This is a genomic window from Nonomuraea sp. NPDC050022 (assembly GCF_044460705.1).
Classification (GTDB): domain Bacteria; phylum Actinomycetota; class Actinomycetes; order Streptosporangiales; family Streptosporangiaceae; genus Nonomuraea.
Map to the genome: position 1 here is coordinate 203,290 of NZ_JBITKE010000016.1, position 18,165 is coordinate 221,454.

Annotated in this window: 17 protein-coding genes and 1 pseudogene; 4 read left to right on the forward strand and 14 right to left on the reverse strand. The window is 70.0% G+C overall.

Translation table 11 applies throughout. The annotated features are described in order from the left end of the window. The 10 genes from ACIBO2_RS49825 to ACIBO2_RS49870 form a co-directional block, all read right to left on the reverse strand. Complete coding sequence (locus ACIBO2_RS49825; protein WP_358554569.1) at positions 1-1,419, reverse strand: High-affinity nickel-transporter; 1,419 nt, start codon at positions 1,417-1,419, stop codon at positions 1-3. Next, positions 1,416-2,693: a tetratricopeptide repeat protein gene (locus ACIBO2_RS49830; protein ID WP_397304627.1), complete on the reverse strand. Its 1,278-nt coding sequence runs from the start codon at positions 2,691-2,693 to the stop codon at positions 1,416-1,418. Before ACIBO2_RS49830 ends, ACIBO2_RS49825 begins: the two co-directional genes overlap by 4 nt. Positions 2,694-2,725: 32 nt before the next feature. Further along, entirely contained in the window at positions 2,726-4,081 is a 1,356-nt protein-coding gene (locus ACIBO2_RS49835) for a DUF4331 domain-containing protein (RefSeq protein WP_397304628.1), read from the reverse strand. Positions 4,082-4,166: 85 nt separating this feature from the next. Then, entirely contained in the window at positions 4,167-4,832 is a 666-nt protein-coding gene (locus ACIBO2_RS49840; RefSeq protein ID WP_358554578.1) for a hypothetical protein, read from the reverse strand. Between the two features lie 143 nt (positions 4,833-4,975). Next, on the reverse strand, positions 4,976-5,995 hold the full coding sequence (locus ACIBO2_RS49845; protein ID WP_397304629.1) for a hypothetical protein: 1,020 nt from the start codon (positions 5,993-5,995) through the stop codon (positions 4,976-4,978). Between the two features lie 21 nt (positions 5,996-6,016). Beyond that, positions 6,017-6,985 carry a branched-chain amino acid ABC transporter permease gene (locus ACIBO2_RS49850; protein WP_358554584.1) on the reverse strand — a complete coding sequence of 323 codons (969 nt, stop codon included), beginning with the start codon at positions 6,983-6,985 and terminating at the stop codon, positions 6,017-6,019. Next, positions 6,982-7,842 carry a branched-chain amino acid ABC transporter permease gene (locus ACIBO2_RS49855; RefSeq protein ID WP_358554587.1) on the reverse strand — a complete coding sequence of 287 codons (861 nt, stop codon included), beginning with the start codon at positions 7,840-7,842 and terminating at the stop codon, positions 6,982-6,984. The genes ACIBO2_RS49850 and ACIBO2_RS49855 overlap by 4 nt, the downstream gene beginning before the upstream one ends. After that, positions 7,839-8,498, reverse strand: coding sequence for an ABC transporter ATP-binding protein (locus ACIBO2_RS49860; protein ID WP_358554590.1), 660 nt, complete (start codon positions 8,496-8,498; stop codon positions 7,839-7,841). Before ACIBO2_RS49860 ends, ACIBO2_RS49855 begins: the two co-directional genes overlap by 4 nt. Next, entirely contained in the window at positions 8,495-9,250 is a 756-nt protein-coding gene (locus tag ACIBO2_RS49865; protein ID WP_358554592.1) for an ABC transporter ATP-binding protein, read from the reverse strand. Before ACIBO2_RS49865 ends, ACIBO2_RS49860 begins: the two co-directional genes overlap by 4 nt. 2 nt (positions 9,251-9,252) lie before the next feature. Continuing rightward, entirely contained in the window at positions 9,253-10,440 is a 1,188-nt protein-coding gene (locus tag ACIBO2_RS49870) for an ABC transporter substrate-binding protein (protein WP_397304630.1), read from the reverse strand. A 168-nt stretch (positions 10,441-10,608) separates the two neighbouring features. On the opposite strand from ACIBO2_RS49870, the gene ACIBO2_RS49875 reads away from it, so the two are divergent. After that, positions 10,609-11,709: a 5-methyltetrahydropteroyltriglutamate--homocysteine S-methyltransferase gene (locus ACIBO2_RS49875; protein WP_358554598.1), complete on the forward strand. Its 1,101-nt coding sequence runs from the start codon at positions 10,609-10,611 to the stop codon at positions 11,707-11,709. Between the two features lie 61 nt (positions 11,710-11,770). Here the strand turns inward: ACIBO2_RS49875 and ACIBO2_RS49880 are convergent, their stop codons facing one another. After that, the gene (locus ACIBO2_RS49880; protein ID WP_397304631.1) at positions 11,771-12,538 is read right to left on the reverse strand and encodes a class I SAM-dependent methyltransferase; all 768 of its coding nucleotides are present in this window, start codon (positions 12,536-12,538) and stop codon (positions 11,771-11,773) included. 70 nt (positions 12,539-12,608) lie between these two features. Here ACIBO2_RS49880 and ACIBO2_RS49885 point away from each other — a divergent pair, with 70 nt between their 5' ends. Continuing rightward, positions 12,609-13,178 carry a CGNR zinc finger domain-containing protein gene (locus tag ACIBO2_RS49885; RefSeq protein WP_397304632.1) on the forward strand — a complete coding sequence of 190 codons (570 nt, stop codon included), beginning with the start codon at positions 12,609-12,611 and terminating at the stop codon, positions 13,176-13,178. 140 nt (positions 13,179-13,318) lie between these two features. Here ACIBO2_RS49885 and ACIBO2_RS49890 read toward each other — a convergent pair whose 3' ends face one another. Continuing rightward, a complete protein-coding gene (locus ACIBO2_RS49890; protein WP_397304633.1) occupies positions 13,319-14,245 on the reverse strand; it encodes a D-2-hydroxyacid dehydrogenase family protein in 927 nt (308 codons plus the stop codon). 160 nt (positions 14,246-14,405) lie between these two features. Between ACIBO2_RS49890 and ACIBO2_RS49895 the strand changes: the two genes are divergently transcribed. Next, complete coding sequence (locus ACIBO2_RS49895) at positions 14,406-14,957, forward strand: CHRD domain-containing protein (RefSeq protein ID WP_397304634.1); 552 nt, start codon at positions 14,406-14,408, stop codon at positions 14,955-14,957. 559 nt (positions 14,958-15,516) lie between these two features. Here ACIBO2_RS49895 and ACIBO2_RS49900 read toward each other — a convergent pair. After that, a pseudogene (locus ACIBO2_RS49900) lies at positions 15,517-15,643 on the reverse strand (ClpX C4-type zinc finger protein); the annotation flags it as partial. A gap of 17 nt (positions 15,644-15,660) precedes the next feature. Next, positions 15,661-16,002 carry a hypothetical protein gene (locus ACIBO2_RS49905; RefSeq protein ID WP_397304635.1) on the reverse strand — a complete coding sequence of 114 codons (342 nt, stop codon included), beginning with the start codon at positions 16,000-16,002 and terminating at the stop codon, positions 15,661-15,663. Between the two features lie 335 nt (positions 16,003-16,337). Between ACIBO2_RS49905 and ACIBO2_RS49910 the strand changes: the two genes are divergently transcribed. Beyond that, on the forward strand, positions 16,338-18,164 hold the full coding sequence (locus tag ACIBO2_RS49910; protein WP_358554616.1) for a glycosyltransferase family 2 protein: 1,827 nt from the start codon (positions 16,338-16,340) through the stop codon (positions 18,162-18,164). Position 18,165: the final 1 nt, after the last annotated feature.

Sequence of the window (18,165 nt, forward strand, 5' to 3'; positions counted from 1 at the left end):
TCAGAGGAGGGAGGCCAGGGCGCGGGCGGCGATGCCGAGGCCGACGAGCAGGACGAGTGCGGCGGTGATCGTCGCCGTGTACGGGCGCAGCCTGTTCAGCCGGTTCGTCAGGGTGAGGTCGGCCAGGTGGCGGACGGCGAGGGCCGCGGCGAGCAGGGTCAGGGCCATGCCCAGTCCGTAACAGACGACCGTGACGATCCCGAACGCCGTGCGCCCGAGCGCCATCGCCCCCAGCAACACCACGAGGGCCGACGGGCTCGGCACCAGCCCGCCCGCGACCCCCAGCCCGACCACGCCCCGCCCCGACGAAGCGAAATGCCCGTGCCCGCGCCCGTTTCCGTCCGCATGTCCGTGTCCGTGCGCAGGTCCGTGCCCGTCCGCGTGCCCATCCGCGTGTCCGTGCGCGTGTCCGTGCGCGTGTCCGTGTCCGTGCCCGTGTTGGCTCGCGGGTCGTACGACGGCCGAGCGCAGCAGGGCGGTGCCGATCGCCGCGATGAGCAGTCCGCTGATCACCCCGAGCCAGCCCAGCACCGTCTCCCCGGCGACCGAGGCGGAGACCGACAGCAGCACGCCCAGCACGATCACCCCGGCCGTGTGCGTCAACGTCACCGTCGCGGCCACGGCGAACGCGTCACGCACGCGGCCGTCACGCCCGGCCAGGTACGCGGCCATGACGGTCTTGCCGTGGCCGGGCAGCGCGGCATGGACGGCACCCAGGACCAGCGACACGAGCAGGGCCAGCAGCCCGAGCGGGACCGTCAGCCGGTCGGCCCCGACCAGGCTGTTGAGGCGGTCGGCCAGTAGACCGGTGTAGCGGGTGAGCACGTCCGCACCGGGCACGCGGGCCGGTGCCCCGAGGCCGCCACTGCCCGGCTCCACCGTGAAGCGGGCCTGACGGACATCGAGCGGGGAGCTGAGCAGGTCTGCCGGGTAGGCGTGCAGCTCACCGGACACGCTGCGGGTGGGCACACTGGACGCGCTGAGCCGGACACCGGAGCCGGACGCCGTGATCTCCCGCCAGCCCACGGCCTCGCCACGGTACGGGTTGGCGAATGTCAGAGTGAGTGGCCCGTCGACGCGTAGGGGAGCGGCCAGGCGGCAGGTGAGCCTGCTGGTGGGCAGCCCGGCGGCCCCAGGGCGGTAGGCGAAGGACGCGCTGGTGACCCGCCAAGCCAGTGGCCGTTCCCCGGCTTGTCCGCGCACCGCGCCGGCCAACTCACCACAGGCGCGCGCCGCGTAGGCGTCGGGCGGCCCGGAGGCGCCCTGGCGCTGCTGCAGGGTGGGGATCTCGGCGCTGTCGATGATCGCCGTGTCCTCGATCCGGTCGAGGTACACGCTCAGGCCGTCGTAGTGGTTGACGCTCAGATTTCCCAGTGGATGCGCGGCCAGAATCACGGCAGCGGCGACAAAGCCGATCACGCCGCGCCGCCCAGCGCCGCGCGGGCCTTTGCCGGGCCGTCCGGTGAGAAGTACGGGTTGATGGACAGTGCTCTGGTCAGCTCGGCGTGAGCGGCAGAGGTCCGGCCGAGGGCGCGGGAGATCTCCCCTCGGTGGTAGGCGAACAGCGCGTTCCGCCCGCCGAGCCGGTCGGCGTAAGCGGCATACCGGGCGGCCTCGGCGTGGCGCCCGGCCCGGTGCAGGGCCCAGCCGAGCGCGTCGGCCACGTCCACGCTGCGCCGCCGCCCCCACTCCGCCCGCAGCTCCCGCACGGCGACGGCCGGTGAGCCGTGGTCCGCCTCGTACCGGCCGACGGCGAGGGAGTCCGTTACGCCGTTCGCCGCCTGCAGCTTGACCTGCGCGCGAAACACCGCGTACATCCGCCGAGCCTCGGCCTGGTCCCCGAGGTGCTGGAGCAGTTCGCCGTACTCCACGACGAAGGAGGGACTGCGCGTGACGGCGTCGGCGTAGTCGCGGCGAGCGTCGGCGAGGCGCCCGAGCGCGGCCTCCGCGCGGGCCTTGCCGGCCAGGGAGGGCGTGTGCGAGGGGTCGGCGGCCAGCGCCTCGGTGTAGGCGGACAGGGCGGCGCGCGGGTCGCCGTCGCTCCAGGCGAGCTCCCCGAGCTGCCACACGCAGAAGGCGTAGTCGGCGGGGTCGGAGGCGATGTCGCGGGCCCGTTCCAGGGCCTCGCGCGCACGGGCGCTCTGCCCGCGCAGGTGGAACAGGTGCGCGGCGCGGGTGAAGGAGACCAGGTCCGGACGGCCGTCCAGCAGGTGGCGGAGCACCCGGCCGGCCTTGACGTACTGACCGAGCTCCACGTACGCGTCGGTGAGCACGGCGTACAACGGCCATCGGTACGGTGCGGCAGCGCGCGCCCGCGTGCCCCAGCGCAGCGCGAGGGCGAAGTCGTGGCGGGCGTTGGCCAGGGCGCCCATCCCGATCACGGCGTCGATGTGCGGCAGGGAACGCTGGAACGCCCCCTGCGCCTTGCCGTAGAAGGCCGGGTCGCCGGTGCGGCGGGCCTGCTCCAGGTACGCACCGCCGAGGTCGGCCCAGGTCCGCGTGTCGCCGGGATGGCGGCGCAGGTGGTCCTGGGCCTGATCGATGAACGCGGCCGGTTCGTACGCTGTACGCCGCGGCGGGGTGGGCGGCGTTTCGTCCCGGCGCAGCCAGGCGCCGGGGGCGAACCAGGCCAACAGGGCGCAGCCCAGGAGCACGCAGCCCAGCAGCGGTAGCGCTTTCCGTACGCGTCTCATCAGTCCTCGGTCAGTCAGAACGAGCTGTCGGTCTAGTGCACCGGCAGGGCGACGTACGGGAAGCTGCCGGTGATGGGTGCGGTGAGGTAGACCGGGTTGTTCTCGTCGATCAGATTGGGCGCGCCCGGTGCTGCCGGTTCGCCCAGGAGCATCCGGAGGTTGACGGTGACCACGTCGTCGGTGAGGCGACGGCCGTTGGGATAGCCCTGCTTGTCGCCTTTGAGGTAGCCATACTTGTGCGGTTTGGCGGTGACGGGGGTGCTCATGTTGAGCCGCAACTGCTCCGTGGGCGTGAAGCCGGAGGCGTCCCGGTTGAGCAGCTGCGAGTTGAGGTCCTCCTTCAGCGGGCCGCCCCGCTTGGTGGTCAGGCCGGTGAGGTAGATCTCCTCCAGGTCCGCGCGCGGCGGGGCCGGCGCCTTGACCCCGGCCTGCCGCTCGACGGTTCTGGCCTGCTCGGGGTCCCGGGTGGACTCGACGACCAGGCCGCTGCCGGTGTCGTCCTGCGGACGCATGCCGTTGAAGCGGTCACGCGAGGCGAACGGGATGAGCACCTCGTTGAAGTTGGGGTTGCCCAGCCGTGACAGCTGCTTGTATTCGCCGTTCAGGGACTTGCGGGCGGCCGTGGTCCAGACGCCGACGACCGGGTTGGCCGTGGAGTCGCCGCCCAGGGCCAGCTCGGACTTGGGCACCTGGATGGCGAGCGAGTCGACGTTCATCGGCACGCCGGTGGCGAGCGGCGGGAACGGTATGCCGAACCTGAGCAGGTTCACCGCCTTGTTGTCGCTGAAGAAGGGGTCGGCGGCCTGCCCGGTGAAGACCTTTCCGCCGCCGGGCAGGTCGAGTACGGCCTTCTGACGCAGTCCCTGGTAGCCGGGCGTGATCAGGATGCCCATGTCGGAAGGGCCCACGTAGCCATCCCTGATGAGGGTCTGGTCGGGCTGGCCCGGGCGCAGCTTGGTCAGCGTGAAGCTCTGCTCCACCAAAGATCCGGGTCCGGCCGCTTGGCGTTCGCGCCGCAGGACCGAGGGCACCGGGAACCCCTTGTCGCGGAAGGTCCAGCGGTAGGTGATGGCCGCCTTGCCGCTGCCGGTGTTGTCGATGTGCAGGTCGTATTGAACGTTGGTGTCGAACTGGTAGGGCTTGTAAGGGATCTGGAAGGGGATGTAGTTCGCGACGATGGTCACCGTGTCGGGCTTGTCCGGGCTGGTGAAGGCGTACAGGTCGCTGGCGTCTATGACCTTGTCCTTGAACGTCCCCGGGGCGTCCCAGTGGCTGGTCGCCGTGACGGCGTTCATCGCCGGGCCGAGCAGCACGGCGCCGGTCAGTACGGTGGTGGAGGCGGCGGCGGCCATGAGCCATGGCCGTCTGCCGATGAGGTTCGGCATCATGTCCCTCGCTTCGCGGATGGTCTCGTACGCGGTTCAGAGCGGTCCGCGGCGACGAAGCCGTCGCCGCGGGTGCCGGGCTGTTACGTCACACGTACTGGACGACCGCGTCGAGGTTGGCGAGGTACTCGCCCGCGTTCAGGGTGATGCCGGTGATGTCCTTGACCGTGCTGCTGAGGTACGGGCTGACGTAGAACGGCCAGTACTTCGGCCCGACGCCGCCCTCCAGCGGTCGGGGCGTGGCCACGGTCGGCAGGAACTCCGCCAGCTTGTACGTCGCCACGAGCTGCTCGCCCTGCTCGACCCCGTCGATCGCCACCCCGGCGTGAGCCCCGTCAGCGCGCAGGTGGATGTCGTGGATCGTCACCTTGTGGCCGCTCTTGACGTCGTTGAGGGCGAAGCCGCCCGGGTAGTACACGCCGTTGCAGGGGTCGATGTGGTCCTGCTGCCAGCCGATCGGCATGTAGACACCTTTGTTGTCGGGCTTGGCCTCGATCGGGTCGACTCCTTCCACCTTGACACCCCGGTCATCGAGCAGTTGGACGACTTTCGGCCCGAAATCGAAGTTGGCGTGCCCCTTCGGGCCGAAGTACGGCAGCTTGAAGCAGACGGCGCTGAGCTGGTCCACGGGCGGACCGCCGGGGACCGCGGGTCGCGGGGGGAAGGGATTGGCGGCCGCGGACAGGGCCGGTGCCGCCAGGAAGATCGCGGCGACGAGTGCGGCGGTTCGAGCGACGAGAGGGAGAGCGCGCATGCTGTGCACCTTTCATCGTGCGGAGGGTATCTGGCCTTTGACCAGGTCGGATGCACTCACAGTAATCGATCTACTACGCACGGTAAAGTGCTTGTAAAAGAAACCTCTTCAGGGGCCATTAGCCACCAAATAGCATCAAAGGCTCATGATCCGCTGATGTTGAACGGCGCGAACCACTGGCTGATCACCCGCACCTTTCCGGACGACGGAGGGATGACGGCGACGTAAATGGCCCCGCTCTTCATGGTGACCTTGGATTTGTAGAACGTGCCGCGGCTCAGCGCCTTCCAATTGGGCTGCGACAGCCCCAATTCCGCGGCGCCGGGGCGGGCGGTGAAAGTGTCCTGTTCGCGCATGCCGTACCAGACCACGGCACCGCCGGCCGATGTCTTGAGGGCGAAGACCTCCGGCGCGAGTTGCGGCTGGTATTTCAGATTCCACTGGCCCTGCGCCTTTTGCCGGTCGCTCCGCAGGCTTGCCACGAGTTCGGTGGTGTAATCCCCGGCCGCGAACAGCTGCTTGGCGCCCGCGTCCGCGCCGAGTGTGCTCATCAGGCGCGCGTGCGCCGTGGCCGCCTGCCGGGGTGAGACGGCGAGGCCACCGCGCTCGTCCACGTTCAGCGCGGTGGCGTAGCCGTTGCCGTCCTTGGCGATGGCGGGTGGCCGCGTCGCCGAGGCGGAGACCACGCGCCACCCTTCGGTGGTCTGCTGGAAGATGAGTTGCGTCCAGTTCGACCCGGTTTTGTACTCGGCCAGGAACCAGTCGCCCCTCGCCGGGATCGCGAACCGGGACTCGTCGACTCCGGCGCGGCCCTTCCTGCGCTCGCCGAGCAGCGTGTCCATCCGGGTGTTGGCGTTGGTCAGCTGCAGCGAGAGTCCCGCTTCCGCGGCCTCCCAGCCCTTGCCTTTCGAACTCGCCTGCTTGGCCAGGCGCTCGTACCGATCGAGAATGTTCTTGGCCTCGGAAGGGGAGACCGACGCGCCGGCCGGCAGCGGATTCGCGGTCGCGCCGCCCGCGAACGCCGGTGCCGCCGGTTCGCCGCCGCCATTACACGCGGCGACACCGGAAAGCGCGAGGACAATGGCCGAATAGCGGATCCTCATGGCAAGTCTCCGGAAAGTCGATTGCCACGATGTACGCAGTGGCCCCCGATCCGGGTTCACCGCTATTCCCAATCGGCAAGTTCACCGGGAATTGCCGCGCGGATTCGGCGAACTACGCCGGGCGAACGTGGGCAGCAGCCCCCGGGGCATGAAGAGGACGACGAGGATGAGGACGAGCGCGTAGACCGCGTACGACAGCACGCTCGGCGCGTACGTCGGCATCCCCGGCAGGTTCGCGACCCGGTCGAGCCCCTGCACGAGCAGCGTGATCGCGGTGGCCCCGACGACGGCTCCCCAGATCGTGCCAAGGCCGCCGACGACGGCCATGACGATGTACTGGATCGAGATGAGCACCGGGAACGACCCCGGCGCGACGTACCCGGTGTAGAAGCAGTAGATACCGCCCGCCAGGCCGGCGAAGGCGGCCGACAGTGCGAACACGACGAGCTTGTAGCGGCCGACCGGGATCCCGGCGGAGGCGGCGGCGGTCTCGCTGGTGGCCAGGGCGCGCAGCGCCCGGCCGGGCCGGGAGGCGATCACGTTGTGCGTCACGAGCATCACCAGGGCCAGGCCCGCCCAGGTCAGATACGCGTACGCGGACGCGCTCTCCGCCTCGACCGAGCCGATGCCGAACCGGGGGATGGCCTGCAGCCCGATGTCGCCGCCGGTGAAGTCCAGCTGCCCGGCCAGGGAGAGAAGGATCAGCTGCATGGCCAGGGTGGCGAAGGCCAGATGGTGGCCGCGCAGCCGCAGCAGCGGCGTACCGATGACGAGGGCGAACGCCGCCGCAGCGACGGGCGCGGCGATCAGCCCGGCCAGGGGAGGGACGCCGTTCAGCGCGAGCAGGGCGGCGGTGTAGGCGCCGATGGCGTAGAAGGCGCCCTGGCCCAGGGAGACCTGCCCGGCGTACCCCATCAGCAGGGAGACCCCGACCGTGACCATGGCCGCCAGGCCGAGCAGGATGTACACGGCCAGCGAGCTGTCGTCGAGCACGGCGGGCAGGACGAGCGTGACGGCGGCGATCAGCAGCCCGGCGGCCGCCCGCTTCACACCGTCTCCTGATGGATCGTCGATCGGCGGCTCGCCTGTACGACCATGACGACGAGCATGAGACCCAGAGCGACCTCCAGCTGGTGAGACCCGTAGCCGTACCCCGCCGCCATCGTCTCGGCGACGCCGAGCAGCAGCGCGCCGCCGAGCGCGACGCCGGGACGGGTGAGCGCGCCGAACACGGCGGCGGCGAAGCCGTTGACGATGAGCGTGACGTCGGTGTCGAACGAGATGGGCCGCAGCGGCGTGACCAGCACGCCGGCGATGCCGCCGAGCAGCCCGCCCAGAGCGAAGGCCAGCAGGCCCATCAGCCGGGTGTCGATGCCGATGACGCGGGCGGCGAAGGGGTTGGAGGCACACGCGGTCAGCGCCTTGCCCAGGTAGGTACGGCCGAAGAACAGGATGAGCAGCACGAACGTCGCCGCGGTGACGGCGATGACGAGCAGGTGCTGGGTCTGGACGTGGGCCCCGGCGATGGTCACCGAGCCGGCCAGGCCGGGGGCCGAGCGCGGCTGGTCGCCCCACAGGACGATCTCGACGGCGTACGCGAGGACGCCCACGCCGAGCGTGACGATGAGCGACGACAGCGGGGTGGTGTCCCGTTTGCCGGTGGCGGCCAGGCCGGTCAGCAGGCCTGCGAGCGCGGCGACCAGAACGGCGGCCACCTCGCTGACCCCGTGGGGGACCCCGAGCCCCAGCAGTGAGGAGGTGCAGAGCCCGGCGACGACGGCGAAGGTGCCCTGGGCGAAGTTGACCACCCCGGTGACCCGGTAGATGGTGACCAGCCCGCTGGCGATGAGCGCGATCGCGCATCCGACGGCCAGGCCGTTGAGCAGGTAACCGATGAACGCGCTCATGTGATCGCCCCGCCCAGGTACGCGCCGGCCACGCGCGGGTCGTCTGCCAGCTCGGCGCACTCGCCCTCGGCCACCACGCGCGCGGATTCCAAGACGTAGGCCCGCCGGCACAGCTCGAAGGCCAGCCGCGCGTTCTGCTCGATGAGCAGCACCGTCAGCCCGTGCGTACGGTTGAGCTCGACCAGGTGTTCGGCCAGCTTGGCGGTGGGCAGGGGAGCGAGCCCCAGCGACAGCTCGTCGACCACGAGCACGTCGGGCCGCGCCATCAGGGCCTGGCCGAAGGCCAACATCTGCTGTTCGCCGCCCGACAGCACACCTGCCCGCCTGCCGGACAGCTCGGCCAGCCGCGGCAGCAGCTGGTAGACGAACGACGGGTCGCGCTGCCGGGAGCGCCAGCCGCCGAGGGCGAGATTGTCGGCGACCGACAAATCCGGAAACACCTGGCGGCCCTCGGGGATGAGCGCCAGCCGGCCGTCGATCCGCACGGTCCCGGAGGCCGGAGTGAGCAGGCCCGCCAGGGTGTTGGCCAGCGTCGACTTGCCCGCGCCGTTCGGGCCGAGCAGCGCGACCATCTCGCCGCGCCGTACCGACAGCGTGACGTGATCGAGCGCGGTGGCCGCGCCGTACGAGACGACCAGGTCGCGGACGTCGATCATGAAGCCTGTCCGAGATAGGCGGCGAGTACGAGCGGATCCGCGCGCACTTCGGCGGGGGACCCGTCCGCGATGACCCGCCCGAGGTCGAGGACGACGACGCGGTCGGCGAGGCGGGTCACGAAGGCGACGTCGTGCTCGATGAGCAGGATGGTCAGCCCGCTCGCGCGCAGCTCCTCGACCAGGGCGGCGAGCCGTTCGCGCTCGCCGCCGCGCAGCCCGGACGCGGGCTCGTCGAGCAGCAGCAGCCGGGGCCGCGCGCACAGGGCGCGGGCCAGCTGCAGCGCCCGCTGCTGGCCGATCGGGAGCTGGTCGGCGGGCCGATCCGCCCACTCGGCCAGCCCCACCCGGTCGAGGGCGAGGTCCGCCTCGCGGGCGATCTCCCGCTCGTCGGCGCGATGCCGCGGCAGCCGCAGCGCCGCCGAGACGAACCCGGCCCGGGTACGGCTGTGCGCCCCGACCATGACGTTCTCCCTGACCGTCATGCCGCGGAACACCCGGGCGCCCTGGAAGACGATGGACATGCCCAGCCGGGCCCGGCTGTCGGGCGCCAGCCGCTCGACCCGGCGCCCGAGGAAGGCGATCTCGCCGCGGTCGGCGAGCAGGTGGCCGGTGATGAGGTTGAACAGCGTGGACTTGCCCGCGCCGTTGGGCCCGATGATCCCGCACACCTCGCCGTCCGCGACGCTCAACGTGACGTCGTCAACGGCGTAGACGCCTCCGAAGGAGCGCGATATCCCGGTGACCGCCAGCACCGCTACTCCGCGGCCACGGTCTTGGCGACCTGCGCCTTGGCCCAGGGCGTGGTGATGAACTGGCCGTTCTTCACGGTGTTGACCGAGATGTACTCGGGGGAGAGCCCGGAATGGTCGGTGGGGGAGTAACGGAAGCGGCCGTTCGGGGTGACCAGGTCCATGGTCTCCAGCGCCTGCTGGATCTTGGCCTTGTCGGTGCCGCCCGCCTTCTTGATCGCCTCGAACAGCAGCAGGCTGGCGCTGTAGCCGTCCTGCGCGAACTGTGGCGGCGGATATCCGTACTTCTGCTGATACGGCTTGGCCATCTGCTCGATGACCTGCTTCTGCTTGCCGTCGGGTAACTGCTCGCCCACCACGCCGATGGCGCTCTGCACGGTCATCCCCTCGGCCGCCGCGCCCATCGGCTCCAGCCAGAGCTTGCTGGCCTGGGAAGCGGTCAGGAACAGCGGCACCTTCAGCCCCGCGGCGGCATACTGCTTGGCCGCGGTGACGCCGGGCGCGCCGGAGCCCCAGAAGACCAGCGCCTCGGCCGCGGAGCCGCGCACATGGGTGAAGAGCGGGCTGAAGTCGGAGGTCGTGGTCTCGTACGGCTCGTCCACGGCGATCTTGACGCCGTACTTCGGGGCGAGCGCGACCATGGCCTTGTGCCCGGACACGGAGTAGGCGCTCTTGGAGTCGTAGGCGACCGCGACCGTCTTGAGGCCGGTGGCCTGGAGGTACTGCAGGTAGCGCTCGGCGTACATGCTGGACAGCGCGGGGGTGACAAAGACGTACGACTTGATCGGCTCGACCTGCTCCTGGGCGGGAGCAAGCGACAGGTAGGGCATCTTGTCGCGCTGCGCCAGGGGCTCGATCGCCAGGGCCGAGTTGGAGAAGACCGGGCCGATCAGCGCGTCGATCTCGCCCTTGATCTGGTTGTAGGCCACGATGCCCTGGTCCGGCGCGGTCTTGTCGTCGCGGGCGACGAGCTCCACCTTGCGGCCCAGCAGGCCGCCGCCGTTGTTGATCTGCTCGACGGCCAGTTCGACGGCCTTCTTGTCCTCGCTGCCGAGTGGGGTGTAGTTGCCGGTCAGCGAGACGATGAGGCCCACTTTGATGGGATCTTTAGCGCCGGATTCGCCGCCGCCACCGCTGCCGCACGCGGCCGTGGCGAGAACGAGACAGGCCAGGGACGGGAGAAACCTGTGCATCAGGACCTCCAGGACCGCGAATGTGGCCCTGAATGTAGGCAGGGCCTTTACGCCTGTCAATAGAGTGCCCAACATTGTGATCAGGTGGACGTTGGGCAGAACCGTGACAGCCGTTGCATAGTGGCCTAACTTTGGGCGTACTACGTACGCCTAGAGAAGGTGATCCACATGCGCACCTCCCCACCTTTCCGCGCGGACCATGTCGGCAGCCTGCTCCGGCCACCCGCCCTGCTCAGCGCCCGTGAGAGTCTCACCGGCGAGGCGCTGCGCGAGGTGGAGGACGAGGCGATCCGCGAGGTCGTGCGCAGGCAGGAGGAGCTGGGCCTGCAGGCGGCGACCGATGGGGAGTTCCGCCGGGCCTCCTGGCACATGGACTTCATCTACCAGCTCGGCGGCATCGGCCAGGCCACCGGCGAGCACATCACGGTCCGCTTCCACAACGAGCAGGGTGACCTTGAGTACACCCCCGCGGCGATGCGGGTGCACGACAAGATCAGGCTGACCGAGCCGATCTTCGCCGACCACTTCACGTTCCTGCGCGACACCGTGACCACCGCGGTGCCCAAGCTGACCATCCCCTCGCCCAGCATGGTCCACTACCGGGGCGGACCCGCCTCCATCGACCCGGACGTCTATCCCGACGTCGAGGAGTTCTGGAGCGACCTCAGCGCCGCCTACGCCGAGCAGGTACGCAAGATCGGCGAGCTGGGCTGCACCTACCTGCAGTTCGACGACACCAGCCTGGCCTACCTGAACGACCCGGCGCAGCGGGCCGAGCTCGCCGAACGCGGCGACGACGCCGAGCACATGCACCTGCGCTACATCAAGCAGATCAACATCGCGCTCGCGGCCAAGCCCGAGGGCATGGCGATCACCACGCACATGTGCCGCGGCAACTTCCGCTCCTCCTGGGCGGCTTCCGGGGCCTACGACTTCGTGGCCGAGGCGCTGTTCGGTGAGCTGGCGGTGGACGGGTTCTTCCTGGAGTTCGACGACGAGCGCTCGGGCGGCTTCGAACCCCTGCGCTACGTACCGCCGGGCAAGATGGTGGTGCTCGGCCTGGTCACCACCAAGCACGGCGAGCTGGAGTCCAAGGACGCGCTCAAGCGGCGCATCGACGAGGCCGCCAAGTTCATCGACCTGGACCAGCTCTGCCTGTCACCGCAGTGCGGCTTCTCCTCCACCGTCGAGGGCAACGTGCTCGACGCCGACCAGCAGTTCGCCAAACTGGCCCTGATCGCCGAGACCGCGCGGGAGGTGTGGGGCTAGGAGACCCCGGTCAGGCGCGGACGGCTGTCAAACGCGGACGGCTGTCAAGCGCGGACGGCTGTCAGGCGCGGACGGCGCAGAGGAGGCGGTTGTTGCCGCGCTGCCAGAGCGTGCCGACCTCGGCGAAGCCCGCCGCCCGCAGGGCCTCGACGTGCTGGGACAGCAGCCCGGACTCGGTGCCGCTGTGGTTCGCGCCCGCGGTCGTGCGAGCGGTACGGGCATCGTTGAGCTCGGCGAAGGCGGGCTCGGCGGCGATCGAGTCCCACCACTGCCGCCAGTCCTCGGGGCGGCCGTCGGCGAACACCCGGTCGGTGTGGCGGTCGTGGACGGCGCGTTCGAGCCGGGCGATGGCCGGAGTGGCGGCGTCGTCGGAGTCGAAGTGGTCGCCGTTGAGGAGCAGCCCACCTGGCCGCAGCACGGAGACCAGGTCGGCGTACAACTTCCGGAGCTCCGGCACGGCGAGCCAGTGCAGCGCGGTGGTGCTCACCGCGACGTCGGCCGGGCGGTCCAGGGACAGCGAGTCTGTCCAGCCCGGTGTACGCAGGTCGAGGTCGACGAAGCCGAGCCGCGGGTACGCGGCCCGGCCGAGGCCGAGCAGCAGCGGGTCGGCGTCGATCGGGATCACTGTGGCCTTGGGCAGCCGCTCCAGGAGGCGGGCGGACAGCGAGCCCGGCCCGCAGCCCAGGTCGATGACCAGCGGGTCCGGGCGGCCCAGCGCCTCGACGGTGTCGATCAACGCGGTGAAGCGCTCCTCGCGGTCGGGCAGGTAGCCCTCCTGCTGCCGGTCCCAGCGCGCGATCCAGTCGAGTGCGATCTCGTGAGTGAGCACGTCGTCTCCTTGTGACCCTCGTTTAAGCTTTAGACAGTCACAAGCTAAAGCATAGGATGTAACTGGTCAAGTGGATTTCAACAGTCACACGGACGCGGTGGTCCGAGTCGCCGTGGCGGTGGTCAATGTGCTGACCCCTGGCGAGAGCCGGGGGCGGCCCTGGCCGGCGCCGGACGATCTCGCCACCGCCGCCACGGACGTGCTCCGTGCCGTCTACCCCACGCATCCCGAGGTCACCGAGGCGGAGAGCGGCGCGTACGCCGAGATCGCGGCGCGCCTGCGCCTGGTCTTCGAGGCCGTCGCGGCGGACGACATCGACACGGCGGCGACGCAGGTCAACAGCCTGCTTGAGGAGTCGCACGCCCGGCCGACGCTCCAGCGGCACGACGGCGAGCCGTGGCATCTCCACTTCCACGGCACGGGTGGCACCCTGGCCGACGACTGGGCGGCCAGCTGCGCCACCGGGCTCGCGATCGTGCTCGGCGGCGAGTTCTTCGACCGGCTCGGCGTGTGCACGGCGCCGCACTGCGACCGGGTCTACGTGGACGTGTCGCGCAACGGCACGCGCCGCTTCTGCTCCACCGCCTGCCAGAACCGGGTCAAGACCGCGGCCTTCCGGGCACGGGGAAAGGCCACGTGAGCAGCTGGACTGGGGGTGCCCGCGAGCAACCGGACCGAGGTGCCCGCGAGGACCGGGGTTGCGTGAGCAGCCGGACCAGAGCCCCCGCGAGGGCCGGGGTTGCGTGAGCAGCCGGACCAGAGCCCCCGCGAGGGCCGGGGTTACGTGAGCAGTCGGACCGGCGCGCCCGCGAGGAATGCCTCGATGTCGGCCACGGCCTCCTGGAAGTACGTGCGGTAGTTGCCCTGGGTGACGTAGCCGAGGTGCGGGGTGGCCAGGACGTTCGGCAGCGTGCGCAACGGGTGGTCATCCGGAAGCGGTTCCTGGTCGAAGACGTCCAGCCCGGCGCCGGCGATGCGGCCCTCGGTCAGCGCCTCGATCAGGGCGGCCTGGTCCACGATGGCCGCCCGCGAGGTGTTGACCAGATAGGCCGTGCGACGCATCAGCGCCAGCTCCGGAGCGCCGATCAGCCCGCGGGTCCGGTCGCCGAGGACGAGGTGGATCGACACGATGTCCGACTCGGTCAGCAGCGCCTCTTTCGTGGCCGCGTACCGTACGCCCAGCTCGTCCGCCCGGTCGGCGGTGAGGTTGCGGCTCCAGGCGACCACGTCCATGCCGAAGGCGCGGCCGATGGCGGCCATCTGGGAGCCGATCTTGCCGAGGCCGAGCAGGCCGAGGATGCTGCCGCGCAGGTCCAGGCCGATCGTGTGCTGCCAGGGGCCGCCCGTCCGCAGCGCCGTGGCCTCGGGGATCAGGTGGCGGGCCAGGCCCAGGATGAGGGCCCAGGTCAGCTCGGTGGGCGGCGCCGAGCTGCCGGCCGTCCCGCAGACCGTGACGCCGTGGGCGCGGGCGGCGTCGAGGTCGATCGAGGCGTTGCGCATGCCCGTCGTGATGAGCAGGCGCAGGTTCGGGAGCCGGGCGAAGAGCTCGGCGGGGAACGGCGTGCGCTCCCGCATGATCACCAGGATCTCGTGGTCGTGTACGGCCCGCACCAGGTCGTCCTGCGTGGCGAAGTGCTCGCGAAAGCTCGTCGCCCGCACCGGGGACCAGTCGGCGAGGCCGAGTGCGATATCCTGGTAATCATCCAATACGGCACAGCGCAGCATAAATGCGGATATTACCGGCGCTGTCTCCGGCAGGTACAGGTGCTTACCGTCAAGCCGCTTCGCCCATGATCCGCCGCCTCGAAACACCGACACATGAGTGCGGCAGGGTGTCCTGAAGTGTGATGGGAGAGGACCACATCCCATGAGCAGACCCATGGCAGTCGCCACCCTCACCACCGCGGCCCTCGTCACTGGCCTCGCCGCCCTCCCGGGCCCCGCCACGGCGAGCCCGATCGGCACCGCGAGCCAGGCCGCCGCCGCGAGCCCCGCCGGCGTCGCCGACCGCGGGCAACGCGTTGTCATGACCGGCCGGCAGGAGGTGCCGGGTCCAGGTGACCCGGACGGGCATGGCGCCTTCACCTACCAGGTGAAGGGCGAGACGCTCTGCTACACCATCGCCGCCGACCGCATCCTGCCCGCCACGGCCGCCCACATCCACCGGGGCAAGAGAGGCGTGGCAGGCCCGATCACCGTCACCCTGAAGGCCCCGACCAAGGGTCCCGCGAAGGGCTGTATCAAGGCGGCCAAGCAACAGAGCGGTTCGAATGCCGCGCTCGTCCTGACCCAGAACGAGCTGCACGCGATCGTCAAGTCGCCGGATCGGTACTACGTCAACGTGCACAACGCGAAGTATCCGGACGGCGCCATCCGCGGCCAGCTCCCCGGCGGGGGCGGCGGGTCCGCGACCCACTGATGCCGGTTCCCTGGTGGGGTCCGCGACTCACTTCGGTGACCTGCTGAGACCCGTTCCCCGGATCAGGTCGAGCGGGTCGATGAGATACTGATCCCCTGCTCCAGCTCCCCGGTGCGATCGGGGAGCTGGAGCCCGTTCAACGGGTGGACAGGCTTTCGGCCTCCTCATGCAACGCCGCGATGAGGATCAGCTCCAGGTGGAGCTCGGCCAGATCGGGCGCCGCGAGGCCATCGAGGACTTGCATGGTGGGCCTCCCTGGCATCAAGGACGCCCCACAAGTCACAAGGGTTTACCGATCATTCCCTGGACGATCATTCCCTGGACGATCATTCTCTGAACCGTTCCCAGGCGGACTGCCGCGTCATGCCGAGCGAGGCGCCGATGCGCTCCCAGCTGACGTTCCTGGTGCGGAGGTGTCGTACCCAGTCGTGCAGATTGTCGTCGACCTGGACCTGCACGGCGGCGATCTTGGGGAGGTGATCGAGGATCTGGTCCTCGCTCATGGTCTCCCACATGGGCAGGCGGGGCTCGGGGGAGGGGTCGAGCCCCACTTCCTTGAGGATGTCGGCGCACAGACCCACACATTCGTTGCAGATGTGCACGCCGGGTCCGGCGATGAGCTTGGCTACGTCGGCGCTGCTCTTGTGACAGAACGAGCAGCGCAGGTTGTCCATCCAGTCAGGCATGGCCTGACAGTAACGCGTCAGGTGGCGCCTGACAACCCCGTGAGCTCCTGCATGATCTCCTGCCGCTCCTCGTTGATCCGGCGGCAGATCGTCACGTACGCGTTCAGCACCTTGCAGTACGCCTGGCGCGCCTCGTCGAGCTGGGCGCCACGGATGACGATCCGCTCATGGTCGCCCTGTGCCTCGGCCTCGGCGAGCAGTGCTCGTGCCTCGTCCACGATCTCTTCCGCCCTGATCCGCGTACGGCGGAGCAAGGCGGAGCATTCATGGAGCTCTCCCAGTCGCGCTGAGGAGACGATGAACTCCGCATCGTGTACGGCCGAGCCGGTCACCCTGGGCCCGCGAAGATCGGATCCCACTCTCGCCACCTCCCCGGTCAAGGTTGCCTCACTGTAGACGCGTCATCCCGTCCCGTGGATCACCTGACCTCGCGTGGGGGTAGGGCATCCTTCCCCCGGAGGAGGTTCTCTCCACCCAGGTGGGAAAACAGCGTCCCTGAATCCCGTTCGGTCCCGCCGGATTGTGCGGATTGGCGGGTTCACCTGCGCTTATGCGATGAGTGCGGCGAATCTTCTGTCTGGGGAAAAGGCGCGGATGAAGAGGCGAGATCGGCCACGCGATGCCCGGTCGTCATCACATACTGAAACGACGTGACTGCGGTAAGTGATGGCGGCTGAGGGGCGCGGTTGTGGCTATGGCGACATCGAACGGCGACGAGGACGCGGTGGACGTCAGCGTCATCATCCCGGCCCACAACTGCCGTGAATACCTGGACCGGTGCCTCACCGCCGCGCTGGTGCAGCGGATCAGGAAAGAGATCATCGTCGTCGACGACGGATCGACCGACGGCAGCGACGAGTTGCTCGACCTCTACGCCACCTACCACAAGGGCAACGTCAAGGTCGTCAGCATCGCCGCCTCGGGCGGCGCCGGGCGGCCGCGCAACATCGGCATCGAGCACGCCACCGGCCGCTACGTCTTCTTCTGCGACGCCGACGACTACCTGGGCCCCGAGGCGCTCGAACGCATGGTCGCCATGGCCGACCGCAACGGCTCCGACATCGTGCTCGGCAAGGTCGTCGGGCACGGCAGGCGCGCTCCGATGTCGATGTTCCACCGCGGCGCCGAGCGGGCCGAGCTCGGTGACAGCGCCGTCTACAACAGCCTGAGCTGCTTCAAGCTGTTCCGCCGGGAGATGCTGATCAGTCACGGCATCAAATTCGGCGAGGGCATGCTGGTCGGCGAGGACATCCACTTCACCGTGCACGCCTACTGCCACGCCAAGGTGATCTCCGTGGTGGCCGACTACGACTGCTACCACCTGGTCTCCAGGTCCGACGGCAGCAGCATCATGCAGCAGCCGGGCAGCCGGGACCCACGCGGCTGGCTCGGCATGATCCGCGGGCCGATCCAGCTCATGACCGAGCACGTCCCGCCGGGGCCGCTGCGCGACCACCTGCTCCGCCGGCACTTCAGGCTCGACGTGTTCGAGCAGCTCGGCGTGCCGTTCCTGAAGTCGGACGAGGTGCAGCGCAAGGAGATCGCGCAGGAGGTGGCCGCGCTCTGCGACAGGTGGCTGACGCCCGGCGTCTACGCCAAGCTCAGCCGGACCGACCAGCAGCGCATCGCCGCGCTCGGCGACATCCACCGCCTGGTGCGGCTGGCCCAGATCGAGGGCGCCGCCGTACGCCGCCGGCTGACCGGCCTGCGCTGGGAGGCCAACCGGCTGGTCGTGACCGGGGTGGCCGGGCTCGACGGCATGCCGGAGCACGACGGGGTCGCGCTCGTGCTGCGCGCCCGCAACGTGCGCGGGCAGGAGCTGATCGTGCCCGCCGAGCGCGAGGGCGCCGCGTTCGTCGCCAGCGTCGACGTGGCCGCGCTCGACTCCGGCATCTGGGACCTGCGGGTGGCCGTCGAGATGGAGGGCGTGGTCCGGTACGGACGGCTCGGCGCCGACCGCGACGGCTGCGTCACCCGCCCGGCGCCCCGGCTCATCGGCGCCGTGGTGGCGCTGCCGTACTTCACCAAGGACAACGGCAACCTCAGCATCGACGTCGGCGGGCACCTGATGACCGTGCCGGGCCGGGCCAGGATCCACCGGACGCGCTGGACGCTCGGGCGGCGGCTGCTCATCGACGGCGAGGTCACGGTCGTGGGCGTGATCCCGGCGGCCTCGGCGATCACCCGGCTGGTCTGGCGCGAGCGGCGTACGGGCAACGAACGGGCCGAGCGGGTGGTCGCGCTGCCGGGCGGCGGGTTCGCGGCCCGGCCCGCGATGGGCAAGTTCGCGCCGGGCATCTGGGACGCCTATCTGGAGGTCGAGCTGGGCGGGCCGCCCGCGAGGTTCCGGATCGAGACCGACGCCCAGACCGTCGCCGCGCCGCGCCGGCTGTGGGGCAGGTTGCGCGGCGGTGCCATGCTGCGGAGCGTGCGGCCGTACGCGACGTCGGGCAAGGGGCGGCTGAGCACGGTCGTGCTCAAGATGACCACCCGTACGGCCTTCCGTAGAATTCTCCGCTAAT

Coding starts and splice junctions, on each gene's coding strand:
- ACIBO2_RS49830 (WP_397304627.1), bottom strand. CDS start 2,693: ATGAGACGCGTACGGAAAGCGCTACCGCTGCTGGGCTGCGTGCTCCTG.
- ACIBO2_RS49835 (WP_397304628.1), bottom strand. CDS start 4,081: ATGATGCCGAACCTCATCGGCAGACGGCCATGGCTCATGGCCGCCGCC.
- ACIBO2_RS49840 (WP_358554578.1), bottom strand. CDS start 4,832: ATGCGCGCTCTCCCTCTCGTCGCTCGAACCGCCGCACTCGTCGCCGCG.
- ACIBO2_RS49855 (WP_358554587.1), bottom strand. CDS start 7,842: ATGAGCGCGTTCATCGGTTACCTGCTCAACGGCCTGGCCGTCGGATGC.
- ACIBO2_RS49860 (WP_358554590.1), bottom strand. CDS start 8,498: ATGATCGACGTCCGCGACCTGGTCGTCTCGTACGGCGCGGCCACCGCG.
- ACIBO2_RS49870 (WP_397304630.1), bottom strand. CDS start 10,440: ATGCACAGGTTTCTCCCGTCCCTGGCCTGTCTCGTTCTCGCCACGGCC.
- ACIBO2_RS49875 (WP_358554598.1), top strand. CDS start 10,609: ATGCGCACCTCCCCACCTTTCCGCGCGGACCATGTCGGCAGCCTGCTC.
- ACIBO2_RS49895 (WP_397304634.1), top strand. CDS start 14,406: ATGAGCAGACCCATGGCAGTCGCCACCCTCACCACCGCGGCCCTCGTC.
- ACIBO2_RS49910 (WP_358554616.1), top strand. CDS start 16,338: ATGGCGACATCGAACGGCGACGAGGACGCGGTGGACGTCAGCGTCATC.